The organism is Flavobacteriales bacterium (assembly GCA_020635855.1).
Lineage (GTDB): Bacteria > Bacteroidota > Bacteroidia > JACJYZ01 > JACJYZ01 > JACJYZ01.
The window spans coordinates 233,975-251,620 of sequence record JACJYZ010000003.1; the positions used below are offsets into that span (position 1 = coordinate 233,975).

The following is a 17,646-nucleotide window of genomic DNA, read 5'->3' on the forward strand; positions in this document are numbered from 1 at the left end:
CTTGAAAACGAAAGAAAAACAACTTCAGCAGCCCGAGTTAAAAGCCGTAGATTTCTTCTGCGGAGCGGGTGGAGTAAGTTGCGGATTCGGCAAAATCGGCATTAACGTGTTGGGCGGGTTAGATATTGACCCAAAGTTCAAAAAGACCTATGAAGCGAATAACGGTGCGAAATTTTTAAATGAAGATGTTTCCAATCTGTCCCCGAATAAATTGAGCGAGTTACTTCCCGTTACAAAAGATGACGATAGCCTTATTTTTGTCGGGTGCAGCCCCTGTCAATACTATTCCAACCTCAAGTCCGATAAAACAAAATCCAAAGGAAGTCGACTATTGTTAGACGATTTCAAGGAGTTCGTATTGTTTTATCGCCCCGGGTTTGTGTTTATTGAAAATGTTCCAGGGCTTGAAACCAGAACGGGAAGCCCATTGCACCGTTTTAAAAAAGCACTGCAACAAGAAGGGTATGTTTTTGACCAAAACGTGCTAAATGCCAAATACTTCGGTGTGCCCCAAAACAGAAGACGGTTTGTATTGGTAGCAAGCCGTCTTACCGATAGCATTGCATTGCCCAAACAAATGCGTGGAAAGGAAAACCTTGTCACTGTCAAAGAAGCTATTGGGAACTATGAACAATTTCCGCAGATCAGTGCGGGTACCGAAGATAAAACCGAATTTATGCACAGTGCAGCACGCTTGACCGACCTCAATATGAAGAGAGTGAAAAAAACTCCGAAAAACGGAGGGTCACGTAAAGCATGGGCAAACAATGCAAAGCTGCAATTGGAATGTTACAAGAATCATGATGGACATCATGATGTTTATGGTCGTATGGCATGGAACAAACCATCACCAACAATAACAACACGCTTCATTTACACCAGTACCGGAAGGTACTCACATCCGGATCAGGATCGTGGAATTTCACTGCGTGAAGGAGCTACGTTGCAATCATTTCCTTTAGACTATAACTTCTATTCTACCAACAAGGGAGTTATTGCTACTATGATCGGAAATGCAGTTCCTCCAAAACTGGCGGAAGCCATCGGCCTATCAATACAAGAACATTGGAATAAATGGCAAAATTCAAAGCAAGAGCACGAGCGTTAGACTTACTTGGCAGACAACAAATAGCCGGGATTCCTACTGCGATAAACGAACTGTTTAAAAACGCTCACGATGCCTATGCCGATAATGTTGAAATAGACTATTTCCGCAAAAATCAACTCCTGATCCTACGAGACAATGGGCTTGGCATGACCAGAAACGATTTTGAATCACGTTGGTTGACATTGGGAACCGAAAGCAAGTTTTCCAATAGAAAAACTCCACCTCCTCCTAAAGACCCCAACAAGCCTGAGCGTCCCATTATGGGAGAAAAGGGAATCGGTCGCTTGGCCATCGCATCCATTGGCAGCCAGGTACTCATTCTAACCAAAGCAAAACGACCGGGCGAAAACCACAAAATTGTTGCCGCACTCATAAACTGGAGCATATTCGAACTTCCCGGACTTGATTTGGATGATGTTATTGTATCCATTCAGGAATTTGACGATTTGCCTACTACATCGGAAATCAACCAAATGAAAAAGGAGATTACCGACTCCCTCAAAGTGTTAGTGAAATCGGATGATATTACATACGAAGATGCCGAACGGATCACAGAAACGGTAAACAGCTTCGATGTCTCACCAAAAGAGATAAGCGATAGCCTTGCAGGAAACTTCAATCTTGGAAATGGCTGCGGAACACATTTTTACATTTCCCCGATTGATGAAACGCTGAATTACGACATTGATGGCGACAGAGACAGTCAGGATGCCACCAAAATCGAAAAAATGCTGGTGGGGTTTACCAATACTATGACACCCGGTCACCCGGAACCATTGATTAATCTGGCTTTTAGAGATTATCGCAGCGATGACGGGCGGTACTTTGATATTTTGGATAAAGAACAATTCTTTACTCCCGAAGATTTCGAATTAGCAGATCACCATTTTCAGGGAACATTTGACGAATTTGGTCAGTTTTCAGGCACAATTAAAGTGTACCATGAAAAGGTCTTTGAACACAAGATTTCGTGGAGTGACAATCACTTCAAGGCAACCGACTGCGGTCCATTCAAGATAAATTTCGCCTATTTGCAGGGTGCACTTCGTCACTCAATTCTTGATTCGGAAAACTGGGCAAGAGTAAAAGCAAAGGGAGATAAGTTTGGTGGTATATATATCTACAGAGACAACATTAGAATTTTACCATATGGAGATTCAGATTATGACTTTCTAGATGTTGAGAAGAACAGAACCAAGAGTGCTTCTTTTTATTTTTTCTCTTATCGAAGAATGTTCGGGGTGGTAAACATTACCCGAAATGATAACTATAAACTTAAAGAAAAAGCTGGTCGTGAAGGGTTTATAGAAAACAAAGCATATCGGCAATTGCAGGACATCTTAAAAAACTTCTTTATCCAACTTGCAGCAGACTTCTTTAGGGAGGGTAGCAGTAGTCCTAAAGCTGAATTTTGGTCTCAAAAGAAGGACGAACGGGAGAAGTACTATAAAGCTCTCGAACGCAGAGACCAACAAGCCAAAGTCAGAAAAGAGAAGTTTCAGCAATCGCTTAATACATTCTTTGATAACCTCGGCAACAATCAGTTCAAAAACGAACTGGATGAGCTATTGCAGGAACAGGAAAGGCAATTTGCTGCAATTGCTTCAATACAAGACCCCGAAGAAGCTAGTCAGGCATTGATTGAGCGAGAACTGGAAGCCCGAAAGCAAATTGAAGCATACAAACAAAAAATAAGGGTCCCTCAGCCCAAAGGATTTATCATATCACGGGAAACGCGCAAAGATTACGAAGCCTATACTGATGAACTGCTACTGATGGAATCAGGCCTTTTTCAGGAAGCAGTTAGCAAAATTGACGATTACGTAGAAGACTATACTACCCGTCTCAATATTGAGATCAGCAAACGAAAACGACTCGAACAAGCCGTTGACTTTATTTCATCCGAAGCAAAAAAGGCCGCTTCCGGAAAGGAAAAAGAAGCGAAAGAAGCGGTTTCCGAGATCACGGCCAAAGTCAAGGAATTGACCAACGAACTCATGATTGATCTAGACAATCAAATCCGGGAAGTCAAAGACCGGTTTAAAACTCTGTCCGTTGATTCCTCGGAAGATTTCGACCTCGTTCAAGAACGGAAAGCGATGGAGGCGGACATCTTGCAAGGGAAGGAAAGAGTTACGGGCACTTTGGAACGCGTTATAAAACAACTGCAAGCCATCTATTGGGATAAAGGGATAGACGATGAAATCATAACAAGCGACCAGATAACGGACGCAATGGCCGAAGAACTAGACGAACTCAAAGAAAGAATCCATGCCGACATCGAGTTAAGTCAGTTGGGGTTAGCCGTTGGAGTTATCCACCACGAGTTTAACAGCACTGTGAAATCCATAAGGAGCAGCATAAAAGACCTTCGAGCCTGGGCCGATGTTAATGAAAACCTGGACGGGGTTTACCAAAACCTTAAAATCAATTTCGAACATCTGGACGGATATTTGAACCTGTTCACTCCGCTCAACCGAAGGCTTTACAGAAATCGGGAAGACATCGGAGCACTGGAGATAAAGACCTTCTTACTCGATCTTTTCAAACCCCGCTTGGAGCGTCATAACATCCAATTAAAACATACAAAGGCATACGCAAAGAAAAATCTGCACGGTTTCCGGTCTACCTTTTATCCTGTGTTTGTGAATGTTGTAGATAATGCCATTCACTGGCTTAATCAAGGCAACCCCGAAGAAAAAATCATTCGACTACATGCCGATGAAAACGCCATTTACATTTCAAACAATGGCCCTGAAATTCAGGCAAAAGACAAGCAACAAATTTTTGACCTTGGATTTAGTCGGAAGCGAAAAGGCTCAACTAAGGGTAGTGGTATGGGTTTGCACATTAGTCGGGAGGTACTGAATGCTGAAAATTATAACATATCTCTGGACACGTCTCGCGAAGGCACTACGGTCACTTTCAAAATCGAGCCAATCAACCCCGAAGAAAATGAATAATGCTTTTTTCGATAGTTCAAAAGCCATTGCCAATGATTTCTTGCAAAGCGTAGTCTTTATTGACGACCGGGCTTTTACTGATGAGGAAGAAGTCAACAAGCATGAGTTCAATGCGGCTGAGATCACACGTGCATTTGCCAATAGCCAAAAGGTATGTGCAGTATATAAACCGAAAACTCTGACGGATATTGAAAACCTAGCCTTGCTTGCCAAAAAAGCGGACGTTACCGTACTGGATTGGAGAATTGACATAGCAGAGGAAGTTGGGGAAGATAATAACGGTGAAGAAGACGCCGAAGAAATTGATCCGCGCGGGCCGCATACTCTCAAAATAATTCGCGAAATTTTGTCTGATCCGCTAACCGGTAAAGGCAGTTTAAAACTCATTCTGATTTATACAGGAGAGACCGATTTACCTGGTATTACAGAGGCCACTTACGAAAATCTACAAGAGCAAAATATTGAAAATATACAAAGGGGAGATTGTACCGTTTTTACTGAAAACATCCGGATTCTCGTATTGGCAAAGCAGGCCGGTGAAGATCAGTATAAGCACAACCCCAAACTCAAAAACAAAATCGTTCCGTACGAAGCCCTGCCGGATTTTATTCTGACACAGTTTGCCGACATGACGTCCGGATTGCTTACCAATTTTGTTTTACAATCGCTCACAGCAATCAGGGCCAATACGTTTCGATTGATCAAACTTTACAAAAAGGAGTTGGATGCTTCATTTCTCGCTCATCGCTTGCTCCTGCCAAATCCTGAAGATGCAAAGGAACAACTTATTGAAATGCTCACGAATTCAATTGAGGCCCTAATGCACTATAACAGGACAGGGGAGGCCGCTTCACTAGACCGGATTACCGAGTGGATCAATACCCGGAATTTCACAAATGGTGTTATTTCCATTTCTAATAAAGACTTCGTTATTGACGCTGCGTTTGTTCAAACATGGGCTGAAAAAGGATTCGTAGAAGCTTGTAAGAGTAGATGGGTTGATCAAGGATATGGAGAACTCACGGAGAAGCAGACTGAAAAATTTGAAAAAAAAGAAAAAGAACTGCACAAAAAAGGATCGGTATATTTTAGAGAAGCGCATGAACTTGATGATATCGACAGTAAATTCTCTATTCTCACACATCACAAAAGTAATCTAAGACAACCGTCAAGCGCTCCCAAGCTCACACTTGGCACATTAATAAAACAAGTACCTCCAAATGGTGTTGAGGAACAAGAAGAACGTTACTATTTGTGTATTCAGGCAAGATGCGATAGTGTTCGGGTGGATGTCTTAAGAAAGTTTCTCTTTCTGCCCCTTGAGAAGGTGGGGAACGATTCCAAGTTTCATTTTGTGGTCGAGGAAAATGAGTTTATCAAATTAAGGATCATGAAAGAAGCATTTGAGTTACGTACCATCAAATTCAACCCTAATGCGGAACATCTGGTAGTGCTTGCCAACGAATCCGATGGCAAATACTACTTCGAGTCAAACCATGGGGAGCATTTCCAGTGGCTAGCCGACTTGAAGGAAGCACATGCTCAACGAGAAGTTAACAATTTTGCCGCAAAAATTTCGAGGGTTGGTCTGGATGAATCGGAATGGTTAAGACGCTGGGCTACTTAATCCAAACGGGAATCTCATGGGTCAACAATTACCGGAGCTCATTTCGACAATCAGGTCAATTCAAACGGCTTGGCAATTTCTATAAAGGTGGTTAAATGGAGAAACTCAGGATTTTCAAACCACCAAAGATCATATTACCACTATCGTAAATCGTGGCTGACATCTACCATAAAACCAAGCGTAAAGAAATCATGTCAAACATATCCGGCAAAGAAACCAAGCCGGAAATGCTGGTGCGTAAGTATCTCTATTCTCAGGGATTCAGGTACCGAAAAAACGATAAACGCTATCCCGGGAAGCCCGATATTTTAATCCCCAGGTACAAAACGGCCGTGTTTGTTCACGGCTGCTTTTGGCACGGCCACACTTGTAAAGCTGCCAAGCTGCCCGAAACCAGGAAACAATTTTGGACAAACAAAATAGAGGGCACGAAAGCCCGCGACAAAGCCAACCGGAGAGACCTGGAAAAGTTGGGCTTTCAAATCATCATTGTATGGCAATGCGAAATCAATACCACTGAAAAGCGAAACAACCGGTTGTCGGAATTAATCTCGGAAATCGTCCGTGTGAGGGATTGAAATACATACTGGCATCCTAAGAATTTGGGAGTGAAGTCAAAGTGGAAATACAATGGGAGCTTGGAAAATTATCTATATTGATCTGACAAAATGGATAGGATGAAACCTAACAAAGATGGCAAAACCTCAGTTAGATGAAATAAAACGGTTGGTAGTCAGGGCGCTGGTAGCTGATGAATTGCTGGTGGGCATATTGGTATTGAAGGGAGGGAATGCCATTGATCTTGCCTATGAATTATCCAATCGGGGATCTCTTGATATCGATTTCTCCATTGCATCGGATTTTACCGCTGAAGAACTGAACCGAATACGGAATCAATCCGATCATCTGCTGAACCAAGAATTTGAAAAAGTGGGTTTAAAGGCCTTTGATGTGAAGTTTGAGGAGAGACCTCATACGGTTAAGGATGAAGTAAAAGATTTTTGGGGTGGATACCTACTCGAGTTTAAACTATCCACCATGGAGAACTATACCCATTTTGACTCCCTTGACGATATAAGAAGAAATGCACTGGTTGTGGGCAAGAACAACTCGACCAAGTTTACGGTTGACATCAGCAAATACGAGTATGTTGGCAAGAAACGGCCACGCGATATTGAAGGAGCCACGGTGTATGTTTACTCGCCGGAAATGCTGGCCCTTGAAAAACTCAGGGCCCTGTGCCAGCAACTTCCGGCATACAAGGAAATTGTGCTGAGCATGACCTCCAAACCCAGGGCCCGTGATTTCTATGACATACATAACTTGCTGACATCTTTCGATCTGGATTTCTCAAGCAGCGAAAACAGGCACCTGGCTCATAGTATTTTTGAAGCCAAGAGGGTTCCCTTATCATTTATTGGACATATTGAAAGCCAACGGGAGTTTCATCGGGGTGGATGGGAAAGTGTTGTGCAAACAGTCAATGCAAATGAAGAGCTCAAGTCGTTCGATGCGTATTTCGACTTTGTGATCGGTGCCTTCAGGCATTTGGCTGCGGACTAAAACCTTTCGGATAGTATAGCTTCCATTTCTCGGAATAGTCGGGGTTCTTGATATTGTACGTGAGGTAGAAGTCAAACTTGATCTTCTTCCTGAAAAGATCCACTACCGGGTTGCTATACCCTGCATTTTCCAGGTAGAATCCGATGACCTGGTGATAGGGATAGATGTAATCCATGGCCTTCAAATACCGGGCAAGTTTTTCTACATCGGCGCTGTCCCTGGCTGTTTTGTAGGCTTCAAGCACCTCAAATATTCCTCCGGAGTAAACCGGACGAATGGCGATGTCGATTAATGTTCTTTCGAGATCGGTGTAGAAGAACGTTTGCGTCTCATTTTTGACTTGAATGACACCCATACGATCCGTAAACTTTCCATTGAGGATAACGATCTTTACTCCTCCGGTAAGGTAATGTTTGGATGATTTTCGTTGCGGCTTCGAGAATGCGGCGTCTATGAGCCGTTGTTCCAATTCCCCGTGCTCCATTTCAGACCGATGCTCACAATTTAGATAATGTGTCTTGGGGATCTGGAGTGTCAGTTGATGCAGGTACATGGCTGTATAGTGGGTATAATACCCACTCTTTACCAAACCGGAATAGCTGGTGAAATCATCTTCTGTTTTCCAGGTGTAAACTATTTTTTGTGTGATGCTGTTTTCTCTGGCGTATGTACGCGTGTGCAGAAGACCTGAATTGACAAGAAACTTAATAAAGTGCTTAACCTCACTTGAACGTGGAATATCCAACTCACGCCTCCAGGAGTCAAATAGTCTGTCCAGCGTTTTCTTGGAGAAACTACGGTCTTCAAGATTATTGAACAGTTCCTCAATCTTATTCAGGGCTGGCGAAAATGCGCTTTTTCTTCCCATAATTGTACTGCCACATAAGCATATATGCTTATGTGGCGAATTTATGATATTTTTTTGACTTAATCAAGTGAAGAAAGAGAGTTCATTTAATGAAGTACTTATAGCATATATGCTATAAGTACGTTAATAATTGAAAAATGTTACACGATAATTGAAAAAAACAGTGGATCAGACTGGCAGAGAATGCCGGTTACGGTTTTGACAAGATGATCAACGGCTGGAAAGCATATACCGGTACCGCTCCTGAGTTCGACCAGGGACAGGATTATACGAAGGTGGCCTTTTTCTTTAAGAGTGAAGCCGGCACTAAGTCGGCACCAAGTCGGCACCAAGCCGGGACTAAGTTGGGACCAAGCTGGGACCAAGCTGGGACTAAGCTGGGACTAAGCATAGGCGACATACAAAAGCTATTGGAACTCTGCCGGGAGGCCCAAACCATACAGGCCCTCATGTCATTGATGAACTGGAGCAACAGAACGAAGTTCAGAGACAAGTACATTACCCCTATGCTGGAACATGAGTTATTGGCGATGACCGAACCGGATAAGCCGAAGAGCCCCAATCAGAAGTACCATACGACGGAGAAGGGGATTCAATTGCTTGCGGAATAGTCCCCTTTTGTCGCATAGACATTCGCATGGACAAATTGTCCATGCAGGTTAAGTAATATTCTTTCTGCATTCCCAAGATTGGATTTCAGAGAAGGGGAAAGATACTGCCAGGAAAATGTCACGTGAGCAGGTTTGTGAATCGAAACAGTTATAGATCAATTATTGAAACGAAATTAAGGTATTATTCAATCATTAATTGATAAATCCACCCAATATAACTCAATTTAACAGTCAAAGGGAGGCTCAGTAACCACTGAATTTATTCTTGGGTAGATCACTTTTGTGCAAAAAACAGCGTATCAATAATTTATTTCACTTATGACTGATTTTACTTACTGGGCATAAATACTTATTCGCAATATTTTGACAAAAAAACCGGCCAATTTTAGTTGAAAATCAAATAAATTCGAATACATTTGAAGCTTCCGATCGGAAGAGTTTCATTGGAGGTGAAACTTTCACTTTTTGTTTACACATTTCAGGAGGGCACAAGTTTGTTTGGATTTGTGTGTTACCCTTTAGAGGGGGTGTCACTCATTGTTTTTATCCATAAAAGCGGAAGCCGAAAAGCTTGAACAGAGTAGGCAACATTCAACAAACAAAAGCCATGAATGAGTTTGGTTTAAAGCTCTTCGATTCTTTTGTTTTTATAAGAAAATACATTTACATCTTTCTGATTTGGATCTCCACTGTTTCTTTGTCGCATGCCCAGAGTCCTGTTTTTGGAATATGTGATAGCATCATAGATATCGCTCGTTCTGATTATCATACAGCCAAGCGACATTGGATAGACACCGGGGCCAAATACGAAATAGAACCGCAACAGGAGTTACTATTTCTAACATTTTCCGTTCAGCATCAGGATATAGAATTCATCAAAACTGAAATAGCAAAGCTGATACGAACTCATGGCTTTTCTGTTCATCAGACCCAGGAACGGTATCCTACCATTTACAATTTATTGTCAGATGGCAGCCTTAGTCAATGGTATAAGGAAAACTTTCACGACGCATACGAAACATGGGTACTCAGCCATCACGAAAAAATGTACACCATAAACACCATCGACAGGCTGTACGCCCGGGATCAAATGCTGGTAGCATTCTCCCAGTTTGATCATGACTCATGCTCCGTCTCAAAAAACATTGCCTCTACCATTGAAAACAACGATTTTGAAAATCTCCTTGAAATCGTCCGCCTGTGCAAAATGAACAACAATGAATTGCCAACCGGATACGACTTTGCCATTGATACCTACTCCAAAATCCAAATGATCCTGTGGCATAACCTTAAATCAAAGAACAACTTTCAACGCGCCTGGGAACAACTATTTCCGTACCTGGAAAAAGCATATTTCGACGGTAAGATCAGCAACAGCTTTTTATACGCATACGACAAGCTATCCTACGTTCACTTCGGTTATCAGTATTACGGAACCATTTCTGCACCGGTGAAAGACGAGGCAACCCTTAAAGAAAGACAACAAGATTACAAACTCTGACACAGGATATGATGGTCATCCATCTCTCGATTCATCGACACAGCATAAAAACATATGTGTTTATGTTTTTCATATTCGCATGCACGTATGGGGGATATACCAGTGCCCAAACCATTCGGGTAAAGTTTGATACACATCCTCTTGCCAGGGATTTTTCCCGCACTGACGCTGACATAAAATTACAAGGATATGAAGCACTTATTGCTGGCAATGTGCACTATAAGGATATACGGTTTATGCTTGCATATTTCCCTCCCACTCATCAAGTGATTCTGGGAGACTACCAGGCACAATACCTGGCCGTCCATCCTAGTATTTGCGTTGGAAAATATGTCAGGAATGGACTTATAAAAGCAGGAACACACTATTTTACCATTGATGGAATTTCAGATACCTGTGCGTACCTCACGCCGTCTTCTTCACCTGGAAACAAGAAACATATCATTGCCTCAGTGTTTCAGCACACATTACCTCCGGTTACGTTCGTTAGCACCGCACCGGATACAGTTCTCCTGAAAAATGAACTGATTCCCGGCAAATACTTATACATATATTTTTGGGGGACCTGGTGTGCCGGATGTATGCAATTCACACACTATTTGAAAGAAACAGATAGTCTGTTCTGTCAACATTTGAAAATCATTGGCTTGAATTATAAAGATACCGAAGAAGAGGCAATGAAATATATTCAAATAAACAAGATCGGTTGGCTAAATGGTTTTTCAACAGAAGAGATCAACCATGAATTCTTGTTAAACTCATTTCCTTATGGAGTTCTGGTAGATGGATCCACCGGTCAGATTGTGATGCTCCCACTCGCGCCAAAAATGCTGAAAGACTACTTGACACACAACCTGGGTATTGCCCCGATAAATGGCGGTACTAAAGCGCATCTAACAATTCCAGAATAATGTCCGTTGCAAAACTATATCCGAACATATAATGTTGTAAAATTCAACAGAACCACCTCAGTCAATATATTAAGCGGAAGCCGAAAAGCTTGGATAGAGTAGGCAACAAACTAAAATCCCATAAACAAATGGAACATGTACTTGAAAAATTATCAAATGACAAATTCGCAAAGCTGTCCGAGGATCAAATGGCAAAAATTAGCGGAGGTCGTTGGGTGCTGAAATACGCAAACCAAACACTTGCCTCTCTTAATGGTACTTCAACCACCGGCGACTACTATTACAATGACCGAAAAGGTTATGGTAGGTTTGTTGCCAACGATGAAGTAACCCAAAGCGATCCCAGCGCCAACTTGGGTTAAGGAGAAAAAAAGTAAACAGGACCAGCCTCATGCTGGTCCTGTTTAACCTTATTTTAGATGTACACATGAGGCTTCTGTACCTGATATTTTTAACTCTAATCTCATCCCACTTAGCAATAGCCCAGAACCTGGTACAAAACCCTGGGTTCGAGGAAGTGGATGATTCGACACAATTATGGTGTGTGGCATGTCTCACAAAACCCCTCCCATCTCAACAAAAACAACTTTTTAAATTCAGACCCAACCACTGGACCGCGGCTACCAGACTTACTACGCCCGAACTGTACGACAGCAAATCACAGAACAAACTTTCAGTTAAATGGAGTCCAGAAAAGGTCCATTCACCGGAAGGAAGCAAATTTGCAGGTCTGTTTATGTTTAATTCTGGTAACCGGGAGTTTATACAGAATGAATTGTCCAAACCACTGGTAAAGGGTCAAACATACTGTGTAAGCCTGAAGGTTCGGCTTTCGGATTATTCTAAATGGGGAGTTGACAAGATCGGGGTGTTATTCACTGAGAGAAAACAATTTTTTCAAGAACAAGCAGACATACTCGAAATGCAATCGCAATTGGAATCCCAAACTGGAGTGGTAATAAAAGAAAGAGTTAACTGGACAACACTATGCGGGCAATATACTGCTTTGGGACAAGAACAGTATTTAATAATAGGGAGATTTGCCGCTAATGAACAAACTTCGATACAGTTACTCCCGGACTATAATAAGTTAGGCGAAGCACTTATTAAAACGGATGGTGCCTATTACTTGGTTGATGAAGTTATGGTCACGCCATTAACGGATCATGGTCAATGTGGATGTAGTGGAATCCCCTTGGAGTCAAATTCAATAAATCATACGCCTGTTAATACTTTATTTCCTAAGGTGGATTCCTTTCCCACAGGTAAAAATATAATTCTTGACAACATATACTTCGATATCGACAGTTCGGTACTTCTCAGCAATTCATTTCCTCAAATGAACAAGCTGGTTGAATATCTGAATTCACACCCTTCTATTCACATAGAAATCTCAGGACACACCGATAATACAGGAACGGACGAGCATAACAAACAACTTTCAGAAGATAGAGCCAAATCCGTAGCAGACTATTTATACAAACATGGAGTCAAGGAAGAGCGCGTTAAATGGCAGGGGCTAGGCAGTTCTGTGCCTGCAGCCACGAATGCCACAGAAGAGGGAAGAAAGGAAAATAGAAGAATCTCATTCACATTGTCAAATTATGATTCTGATTCTGAGCATAAGTAGTGATACCTCCACAGACAATGTATCCGATTACCTGGATCAAATGGGTGCAAAATATATCCGATTACATCCAGAAGACTTTGACCACATCACTTTTTTCCCCGGTGAAAACTACGTTAATTTCTCGGCCACTTCCGCAAACAAACAGGACAAGCAATTATTCTTGGATCAAATCAAGATAGTATGGTTTCGTAAGTGGGCTACTCCCAATTTTGGAATAACCGACCCATCCTCTTTGGAAAGAAGCAATGAGGAGGCATTAGTACAATGCCTAAAAAGTGAAAGATCATCTATCATAAATTATATCACCCATAGTTTAACGCATGTAACATGGATGAATCACCCATCCACATCAAGGATCAGCAAACCAGAACAACTTACACAGGCCAAGTTGGCCGGTCTGACCACCCCCAGCACAATTATAACATCCAGTAAGTCAATGTTAATTGAGTTTTACCATTCACATGATCAAATCATCTCAAAAAGCATTGACGCGCCGCTTTTGCTTCACGACCCAAACAGTTCCATAGCATATTTGTCTTATACCAATACTGTCACAGAATCTGATATTGACGCACTTCCCTTAAAATTCTTTCCCAGTATGTTTCAGGAATATATAGACAAAGACGTCGAGATCCGGGTATTTTACCTTGGTGGGCAAATCTGGTCAATGGCTATATTCTCACAGAATGACGATCAAACAGCCGTTGATTTCAGAAAGTATAACAAAGCAATGCCAAATCGAACAACATGTTTCCAAATGCCAAATCAAATCAAAAATAATATTACAAGGTTCATGGAACGAACTGGACTGATTACCGGTTCTTTGGATTTTATTCTGACTCCCTCCGGCGAATATGTTTTTTTAGAAGTTAATCCATCCGGTCAATATGATATGATCTCTAAACCATGCAACTACCATCTCGACAAGGCAATAGCAACATTTCTTTATAATTCAGATAAAGATGAAAAACTCACATTCCATAAAAGACAGTTTGCTGTTGAAGAAAATTAATAAATCAACCAACGGTAACATTCCGGTATTCATCAGCACCATGACCTCCATTGTCAAGTATAATGACACGCTTCACTTGGGGAAAAGCATGCATTATAATGGAAGTTCTGCTTTTATGTGCCATGATTACTATAAACCAATTTCAAGGCTGTTGTGAAAGAACTAATGCTTAAACTTTTTGATCACTGTATTCCTGTGAAAGGATTTACGCGAAGTATTATTTGCGATACCCAAAGGAATCAGTTTGATTTTATCCCCAATGCTCTTTTCGACATACTTTCCAAGGACCAAGGAAAAACGGCAAATGAAATTAAGTCCAATTACACCCGCAATCAGATTGAAATCATTGACGATTATTTGACGTTTCTGGAAAATAAAAACTATGTTTTTTGGACATCTGAACCTCACCTATTTCCTGATATTGACAGGAGTTTTGAAACACCCTCTGTTATCACAAATGCAATTATCGAGGCTGGTCAATACCTCCTAAAAAACATTGATAGCATCATCGATCAGCTAGATGATCTTGGGTGCAAAGCGTTGGAGATACGAGCTTACAATCCAATTGATTTTGAAGATATTGAAAAAATCACTTCTGCCTCATCATTGAGCAAGATCAGAACCATTCATATTATTTTAAAACATAACGAACACATTTCCTCCTCCCAATACAAATCACTACATGAAATGAACCCGAGAATACGCAGCATTTGCATTCATTCATCTCCTGAGGATAGGCAGGAATCTCTGGATTTTTCAGGCAACCTCACACTGTCATTCACTTCAACAACGGTAAGTAGTGAAAAATGCTGTGGACTTATCCACCCCAACTATTTCACTCCAAATTTACATGCACTAATAGAATCCCAAGAAAACAACTCATGCCTGAATCGAAAAGTAGCAATTACGCAACAAGGCAACATAACAAATTGCCCATCCATGAATCACAGCTTTGGCTGTATTGAAACAAAAACCATTAGAGATGTTGTTACAGAGGATGAATTTCAATCAATGTGGAGGATACGCAAAGACCAGGTGAAGGTCTGTCAGGACTGTGAATTCAGACATATATGTACAGACTGCCGTGCCTATGTGGAAGACCCGGAGGATTTACATAGCAAACCGCTCAAATGTGGCTACGATCCCTACAATGGCAAATGGGAAGATTGGAGTGCAAATCCGTTAAAACAAAAGGCAATTGAATACTATGATCTAAAGACGATAACGGAGCAGGTTTCATGAAGAAGTTTTCTTTTTATCGTCAATCAGATGCAATGGACTGCGGTCCTACCTGCCTTCGCATGATCGCGAAGCATTATGGCCGTGCAATATCCCTTGAAAAACTCAAACGTATCTCGGAGACCACCCGCCTGGGCGCTAACTTAAGGAACATTTCGGATGCCGCAGAAGGCATTGGGTTTCGTAGCCTAGGGGTAAAAACAGATTTCAACAAACTCAAAGAAGACGCACCACTTCCCTGCATCCTTCATTGGAACCAAAACCACTTTGTGGTTCTGTATAAAATTAAACGGGATACCCTGTACGTCGCTGACCCCGGGCACGGTCTGTTAAAATTCTCCACAAACGAGTTCATGGGCAACTGGACGGGTCAATCGACCACCGACGAAACCAACAAGGGCGTGGCACTTCTTCTGGAACCCACCCCCCGGTTGCGCCAGAGCGAGGAAGACGATCATGCTTCCCGCAAAGGTTTTTCTTTTCTTTCCCAATACCTGTTCCGGTACAAGAAGTTCATCCTCCAACTCTGTCTGGGCCTTTTGGCCGGCAGCCTGCTGAACCTGATCTTTCCTTTCCTCACCCAGAGCATCGTTGACATCGGTATCCAGAACCGCGACATCAATTTCATCTACCTGATTCTGCTGGCTCAACTGCTGCTCTTCATGGGCCGGGCTTCCATCGAGGTCATCCGCGGATGGATCTTACTACACCTCAGCACACGCATCAACATCTCCCTGGTGTCCGACTTCTTCATCAAGCTGATGAACCTGCCCATTTCCTATTTCGACGTGAAGGTCACCGGCGACATCATGCAACGCATCAACGACCACCGCAGGATCGAGAACCTGCTGACTACCACTTCTCTCAACACCCTGTTCTCTTTTTTCAACCTCATCGTATTCGGCGCCGTGCTGGCCTGGTACGATCCGCGCATCTTCTTCATCTTCCTGGCCGGGAGCACTCTCTACATCACATGGGTACTGGTCTTTCTTAAACGCCGAAAAGACCTCGACTATAAACGTTTTTCCCGTTCCAGCGAAGAACAGAGCAAGGTGATTGAACTGATCAACGGCATGCAGGAAATCAAGCTGCACAATGCCGAGAAACAGAAGCGCTGGTCATGGGAACATCTCCAGGCAAGGCTATACAAGATCGCCATTAAGAGCCTGGCCCTAGAACAAACCCAATCCACCGGCTCTTCTTTTATCAACGAATTGAAGAACATCATGGTCACCGTGTTTGCCGCCAAGCTGGTTATCGACGGGGACATTACGCTGGGGATGATGCTATCCATCTCCTTTATCACCGGACAACTCAACGGTCCCATCCTGCAACTGGTCAATTTTGTCTACACCGCACAGGATGCCCGCATCGCTTTGGAACGACTCTCGGAGATCCACAACAAGGAGGATGAAGAGGATGAGCGTAGCCATAAGGTATCGCATGTGCCTGGAGGAGACATTGTCCTAAAGAATGTGTCCTTCAGGTATGCGGGCGGAATTAAACCCGTGTTGCAACACCTTCACCTGACCATCCCGGATGGGAAGATCACCGCCATCGTCGGCTCCAGCGGCAGCGGCAAGACCACCCTGATGAAACTGCTGCTGAAATTCTACCAACCACAGGAGGGGGAAATAAAACTGGGCAGCATCGCCCTTGATAACATTGCTCATCAAGCCTGGCGGGAACGTTGCGGCGTAGTGATGCAAGAAGGTTTTATCTTTAATGATACCATCGCCAACAACATCGCCGTGGGTGCCGAACATGTGGACCCGGAACGGCTGGTGCGTGCGGCGGAAACGGCCAACATCCGTTCTTTCATCGAAGAATTGCCCCTGGGCTACAACACCAAGATCGGTATGGAGGGTTTGGGTCTCAGTACCGGGCAGAAACAACGCATCCTGATCGCACGTGCAGTCTACAAGAACCCGGAGATGATCCTGTTCGATGAAGCCACCAGCGCGCTGGATGCGGAGAATGAACGACAGATCATGTTCAACCTGGAAGCTTTTATGAAAGGACGGACCGCCGTTGTGATTGCCCACCGACTGAGCACGGTCAAGCATGCTGATCAGATCGTGGTGCTGGACAATGGAAAGATCATTGAACTGGGTACACATGATGAACTGGTGGAAGCACGGGGAAGGTATTTTCATCTTGTGAAGAACCAACTGCAACTGGAAAAACTGGATGATAATTGAAAATTGAAAAGGGAAAATTGAAGATGGAAAATGGCCGCAAACCGAATCAGGTGAGGGATATGAGTTTTGCATTTGCACTGGATGCTGTGAAAACATACAAAGAAATTGTCAGGGAGCAGAGGGAATATGTATTGTCCAAACAATGGCTGCGCTCAGCAACATCCATCGGGGCCAATGTACAGGAAGCTGAACACGCTGAAAGTCGAGCTGATTTCACTCACAAACATGCCATCGCGTTGAAGGAAGCCAATGAAAGCAGATACTGGATGGAACTGTTGTATCAATCCGGGTATATGTCGCGGGAAGCATATTCCTTGCTGAATGACAAAAACATTCAACTCATCAAACTCCTTGCAGCCATAGTTAAGAAATCAAAATTGAAAAGTGAAAATTCGAAAGAGGTATGAATCAT

The 17,646-nt window shown here is 42.8% G+C and carries 14 protein-coding genes; 13 read left to right on the top strand and 1 reads right to left on the bottom strand.

Going from position 1 to position 17,646, the window contains the following annotated elements; genetic code table 11:
• Position 1 precedes the first annotated feature (1 nt).
• From H6585_09315 to H6585_09335, 5 genes are all read left to right on the top strand, one after another.
• Positions 2 to 1,108 (top strand): DNA cytosine methyltransferase, encoded by a 1,107-nt coding sequence (locus H6585_09315; GenBank protein MCB9448527.1) that lies wholly within the window; start codon positions 2 to 4, stop codon positions 1,106 to 1,108.
• Positions 1,075 to 4,071, top strand: a complete 2,997-nt coding sequence (locus H6585_09320; GenBank protein ID MCB9448528.1) for an ATP-binding protein — start codon at positions 1,075 to 1,077, stop codon at positions 4,069 to 4,071. Before H6585_09315 ends, H6585_09320 begins: the two co-directional genes overlap by 34 nt.
• Positions 4,064 to 5,698 carry a hypothetical protein gene (locus H6585_09325; GenBank protein ID MCB9448529.1) on the top strand — a complete coding sequence of 545 codons (1,635 nt, stop codon included), beginning with the start codon at positions 4,064 to 4,066 and terminating at the stop codon, positions 5,696 to 5,698. The genes H6585_09320 and H6585_09325 overlap by 8 nt, the downstream gene beginning before the upstream one ends.
• Positions 5,699 to 5,850: 152 nt before the next feature.
• Positions 5,851 to 6,276, top strand: a complete 426-nt coding sequence (vsr, locus tag H6585_09330; protein MCB9448530.1) for a DNA mismatch endonuclease Vsr — start codon at positions 5,851 to 5,853, stop codon at positions 6,274 to 6,276.
• A 115-nt stretch (positions 6,277 to 6,391) separates the two neighbouring features.
• The gene (locus tag H6585_09335; protein ID MCB9448531.1) at positions 6,392 to 7,261 is read left to right on the top strand and encodes a nucleotidyl transferase AbiEii/AbiGii toxin family protein; all 870 of its coding nucleotides are present in this window, start codon (positions 6,392 to 6,394) and stop codon (positions 7,259 to 7,261) included.
• Here the strand turns inward: H6585_09335 and H6585_09340 are convergent.
• A complete protein-coding gene (locus H6585_09340; GenBank protein ID MCB9448532.1) occupies positions 7,239 to 8,129 on the bottom strand; it encodes a hypothetical protein in 891 nt (296 codons plus the stop codon). The genes H6585_09335 and H6585_09340 overlap by 23 nt on opposite strands.
• Positions 8,130 to 9,785: 1,656 nt before the next feature.
• Between H6585_09340 and H6585_09345 the strand changes: the two genes are divergently transcribed.
• From H6585_09345 to H6585_09380, 8 genes are all read left to right on the top strand, one after another.
• Positions 9,786 to 10,241: a hypothetical protein gene (locus H6585_09345; protein ID MCB9448533.1), complete on the top strand. Its 456-nt coding sequence runs from the start codon at positions 9,786 to 9,788 to the stop codon at positions 10,239 to 10,241.
• 62 nt (positions 10,242 to 10,303) lie between these two features.
• A complete protein-coding gene (locus H6585_09350; protein ID MCB9448534.1) occupies positions 10,304 to 11,152 on the top strand; it encodes a hypothetical protein in 849 nt (282 codons plus the stop codon).
• Positions 11,153 to 11,280: 128 nt separating this feature from the next.
• Positions 11,281 to 11,514 (top strand): hypothetical protein, encoded by a 234-nt coding sequence (locus H6585_09355; GenBank protein ID MCB9448535.1) that lies wholly within the window; start codon positions 11,281 to 11,283, stop codon positions 11,512 to 11,514.
• A gap of 29 nt (positions 11,515 to 11,543) precedes the next feature.
• Complete coding sequence (locus H6585_09360) at positions 11,544 to 12,782, top strand: OmpA family protein (protein ID MCB9448536.1); 1,239 nt, start codon at positions 11,544 to 11,546, stop codon at positions 12,780 to 12,782.
• Positions 12,757 to 13,794 (top strand): grasp-with-spasm system ATP-grasp peptide maturase, encoded by a 1,038-nt coding sequence (gwsG, locus tag H6585_09365; protein ID MCB9448537.1) that lies wholly within the window; start codon positions 12,757 to 12,759, stop codon positions 13,792 to 13,794. The genes H6585_09360 and gwsG overlap by 26 nt, the downstream gene beginning before the upstream one ends.
• Positions 13,795 to 13,947: 153 nt before the next feature.
• Positions 13,948 to 15,036 (top strand): grasp-with-spasm system SPASM domain peptide maturase, encoded by a 1,089-nt coding sequence (gwsS, locus tag H6585_09370; protein MCB9448538.1) that lies wholly within the window; start codon positions 13,948 to 13,950, stop codon positions 15,034 to 15,036.
• Positions 15,033 to 17,234, top strand: coding sequence for a peptidase domain-containing ABC transporter (locus H6585_09375; protein ID MCB9448539.1), 2,202 nt, complete (start codon positions 15,033 to 15,035; stop codon positions 17,232 to 17,234). Before gwsS ends, H6585_09375 begins: the two co-directional genes overlap by 4 nt.
• Positions 17,235 to 17,257: 23 nt before the next feature.
• Positions 17,258 to 17,641, top strand: coding sequence for a four helix bundle protein (locus H6585_09380; protein ID MCB9448540.1), 384 nt, complete (start codon positions 17,258 to 17,260; stop codon positions 17,639 to 17,641).
• The last annotated feature ends 5 nt before the right edge of the window (positions 17,642 to 17,646 follow it).

Excerpts from the sequence above, each read along its gene's own strand:
- H6585_09320 (MCB9448528.1), top strand. The coding sequence starts at position 1,075 with ATGGCAAAATTCAAAGCAAGAGCACGAGCGTTAGACTTACTTGGCAGA.
- H6585_09325 (MCB9448529.1), top strand. The coding sequence starts at position 4,064 with ATGAATAATGCTTTTTTCGATAGTTCAAAAGCCATTGCCAATGATTTC.
- H6585_09335 (MCB9448531.1), top strand. The coding sequence starts at position 6,392 with ATGGCAAAACCTCAGTTAGATGAAATAAAACGGTTGGTAGTCAGGGCG.
- H6585_09340 (MCB9448532.1), bottom strand. The coding sequence starts at position 8,129 with ATGGGAAGAAAAAGCGCATTTTCGCCAGCCCTGAATAAGATTGAGGAA.
- H6585_09345 (MCB9448533.1), top strand. The coding sequence starts at position 9,786 with ATGTACACCATAAACACCATCGACAGGCTGTACGCCCGGGATCAAATG.
- H6585_09350 (MCB9448534.1), top strand. The coding sequence starts at position 10,304 with ATGTTTTTCATATTCGCATGCACGTATGGGGGATATACCAGTGCCCAA.
- H6585_09355 (MCB9448535.1), top strand. The coding sequence starts at position 11,281 with ATGGAACATGTACTTGAAAAATTATCAAATGACAAATTCGCAAAGCTG.
- H6585_09360 (MCB9448536.1), top strand. The coding sequence starts at position 11,544 with ATGCTGGTCCTGTTTAACCTTATTTTAGATGTACACATGAGGCTTCTG.
- gwsG (MCB9448537.1), top strand. The coding sequence starts at position 12,757 with ATGATTCTGATTCTGAGCATAAGTAGTGATACCTCCACAGACAATGTA.
- H6585_09375 (MCB9448539.1), top strand. The coding sequence starts at position 15,033 with ATGAAGAAGTTTTCTTTTTATCGTCAATCAGATGCAATGGACTGCGGT.
- H6585_09380 (MCB9448540.1), top strand. The coding sequence starts at position 17,258 with ATGGAAAATGGCCGCAAACCGAATCAGGTGAGGGATATGAGTTTTGCA.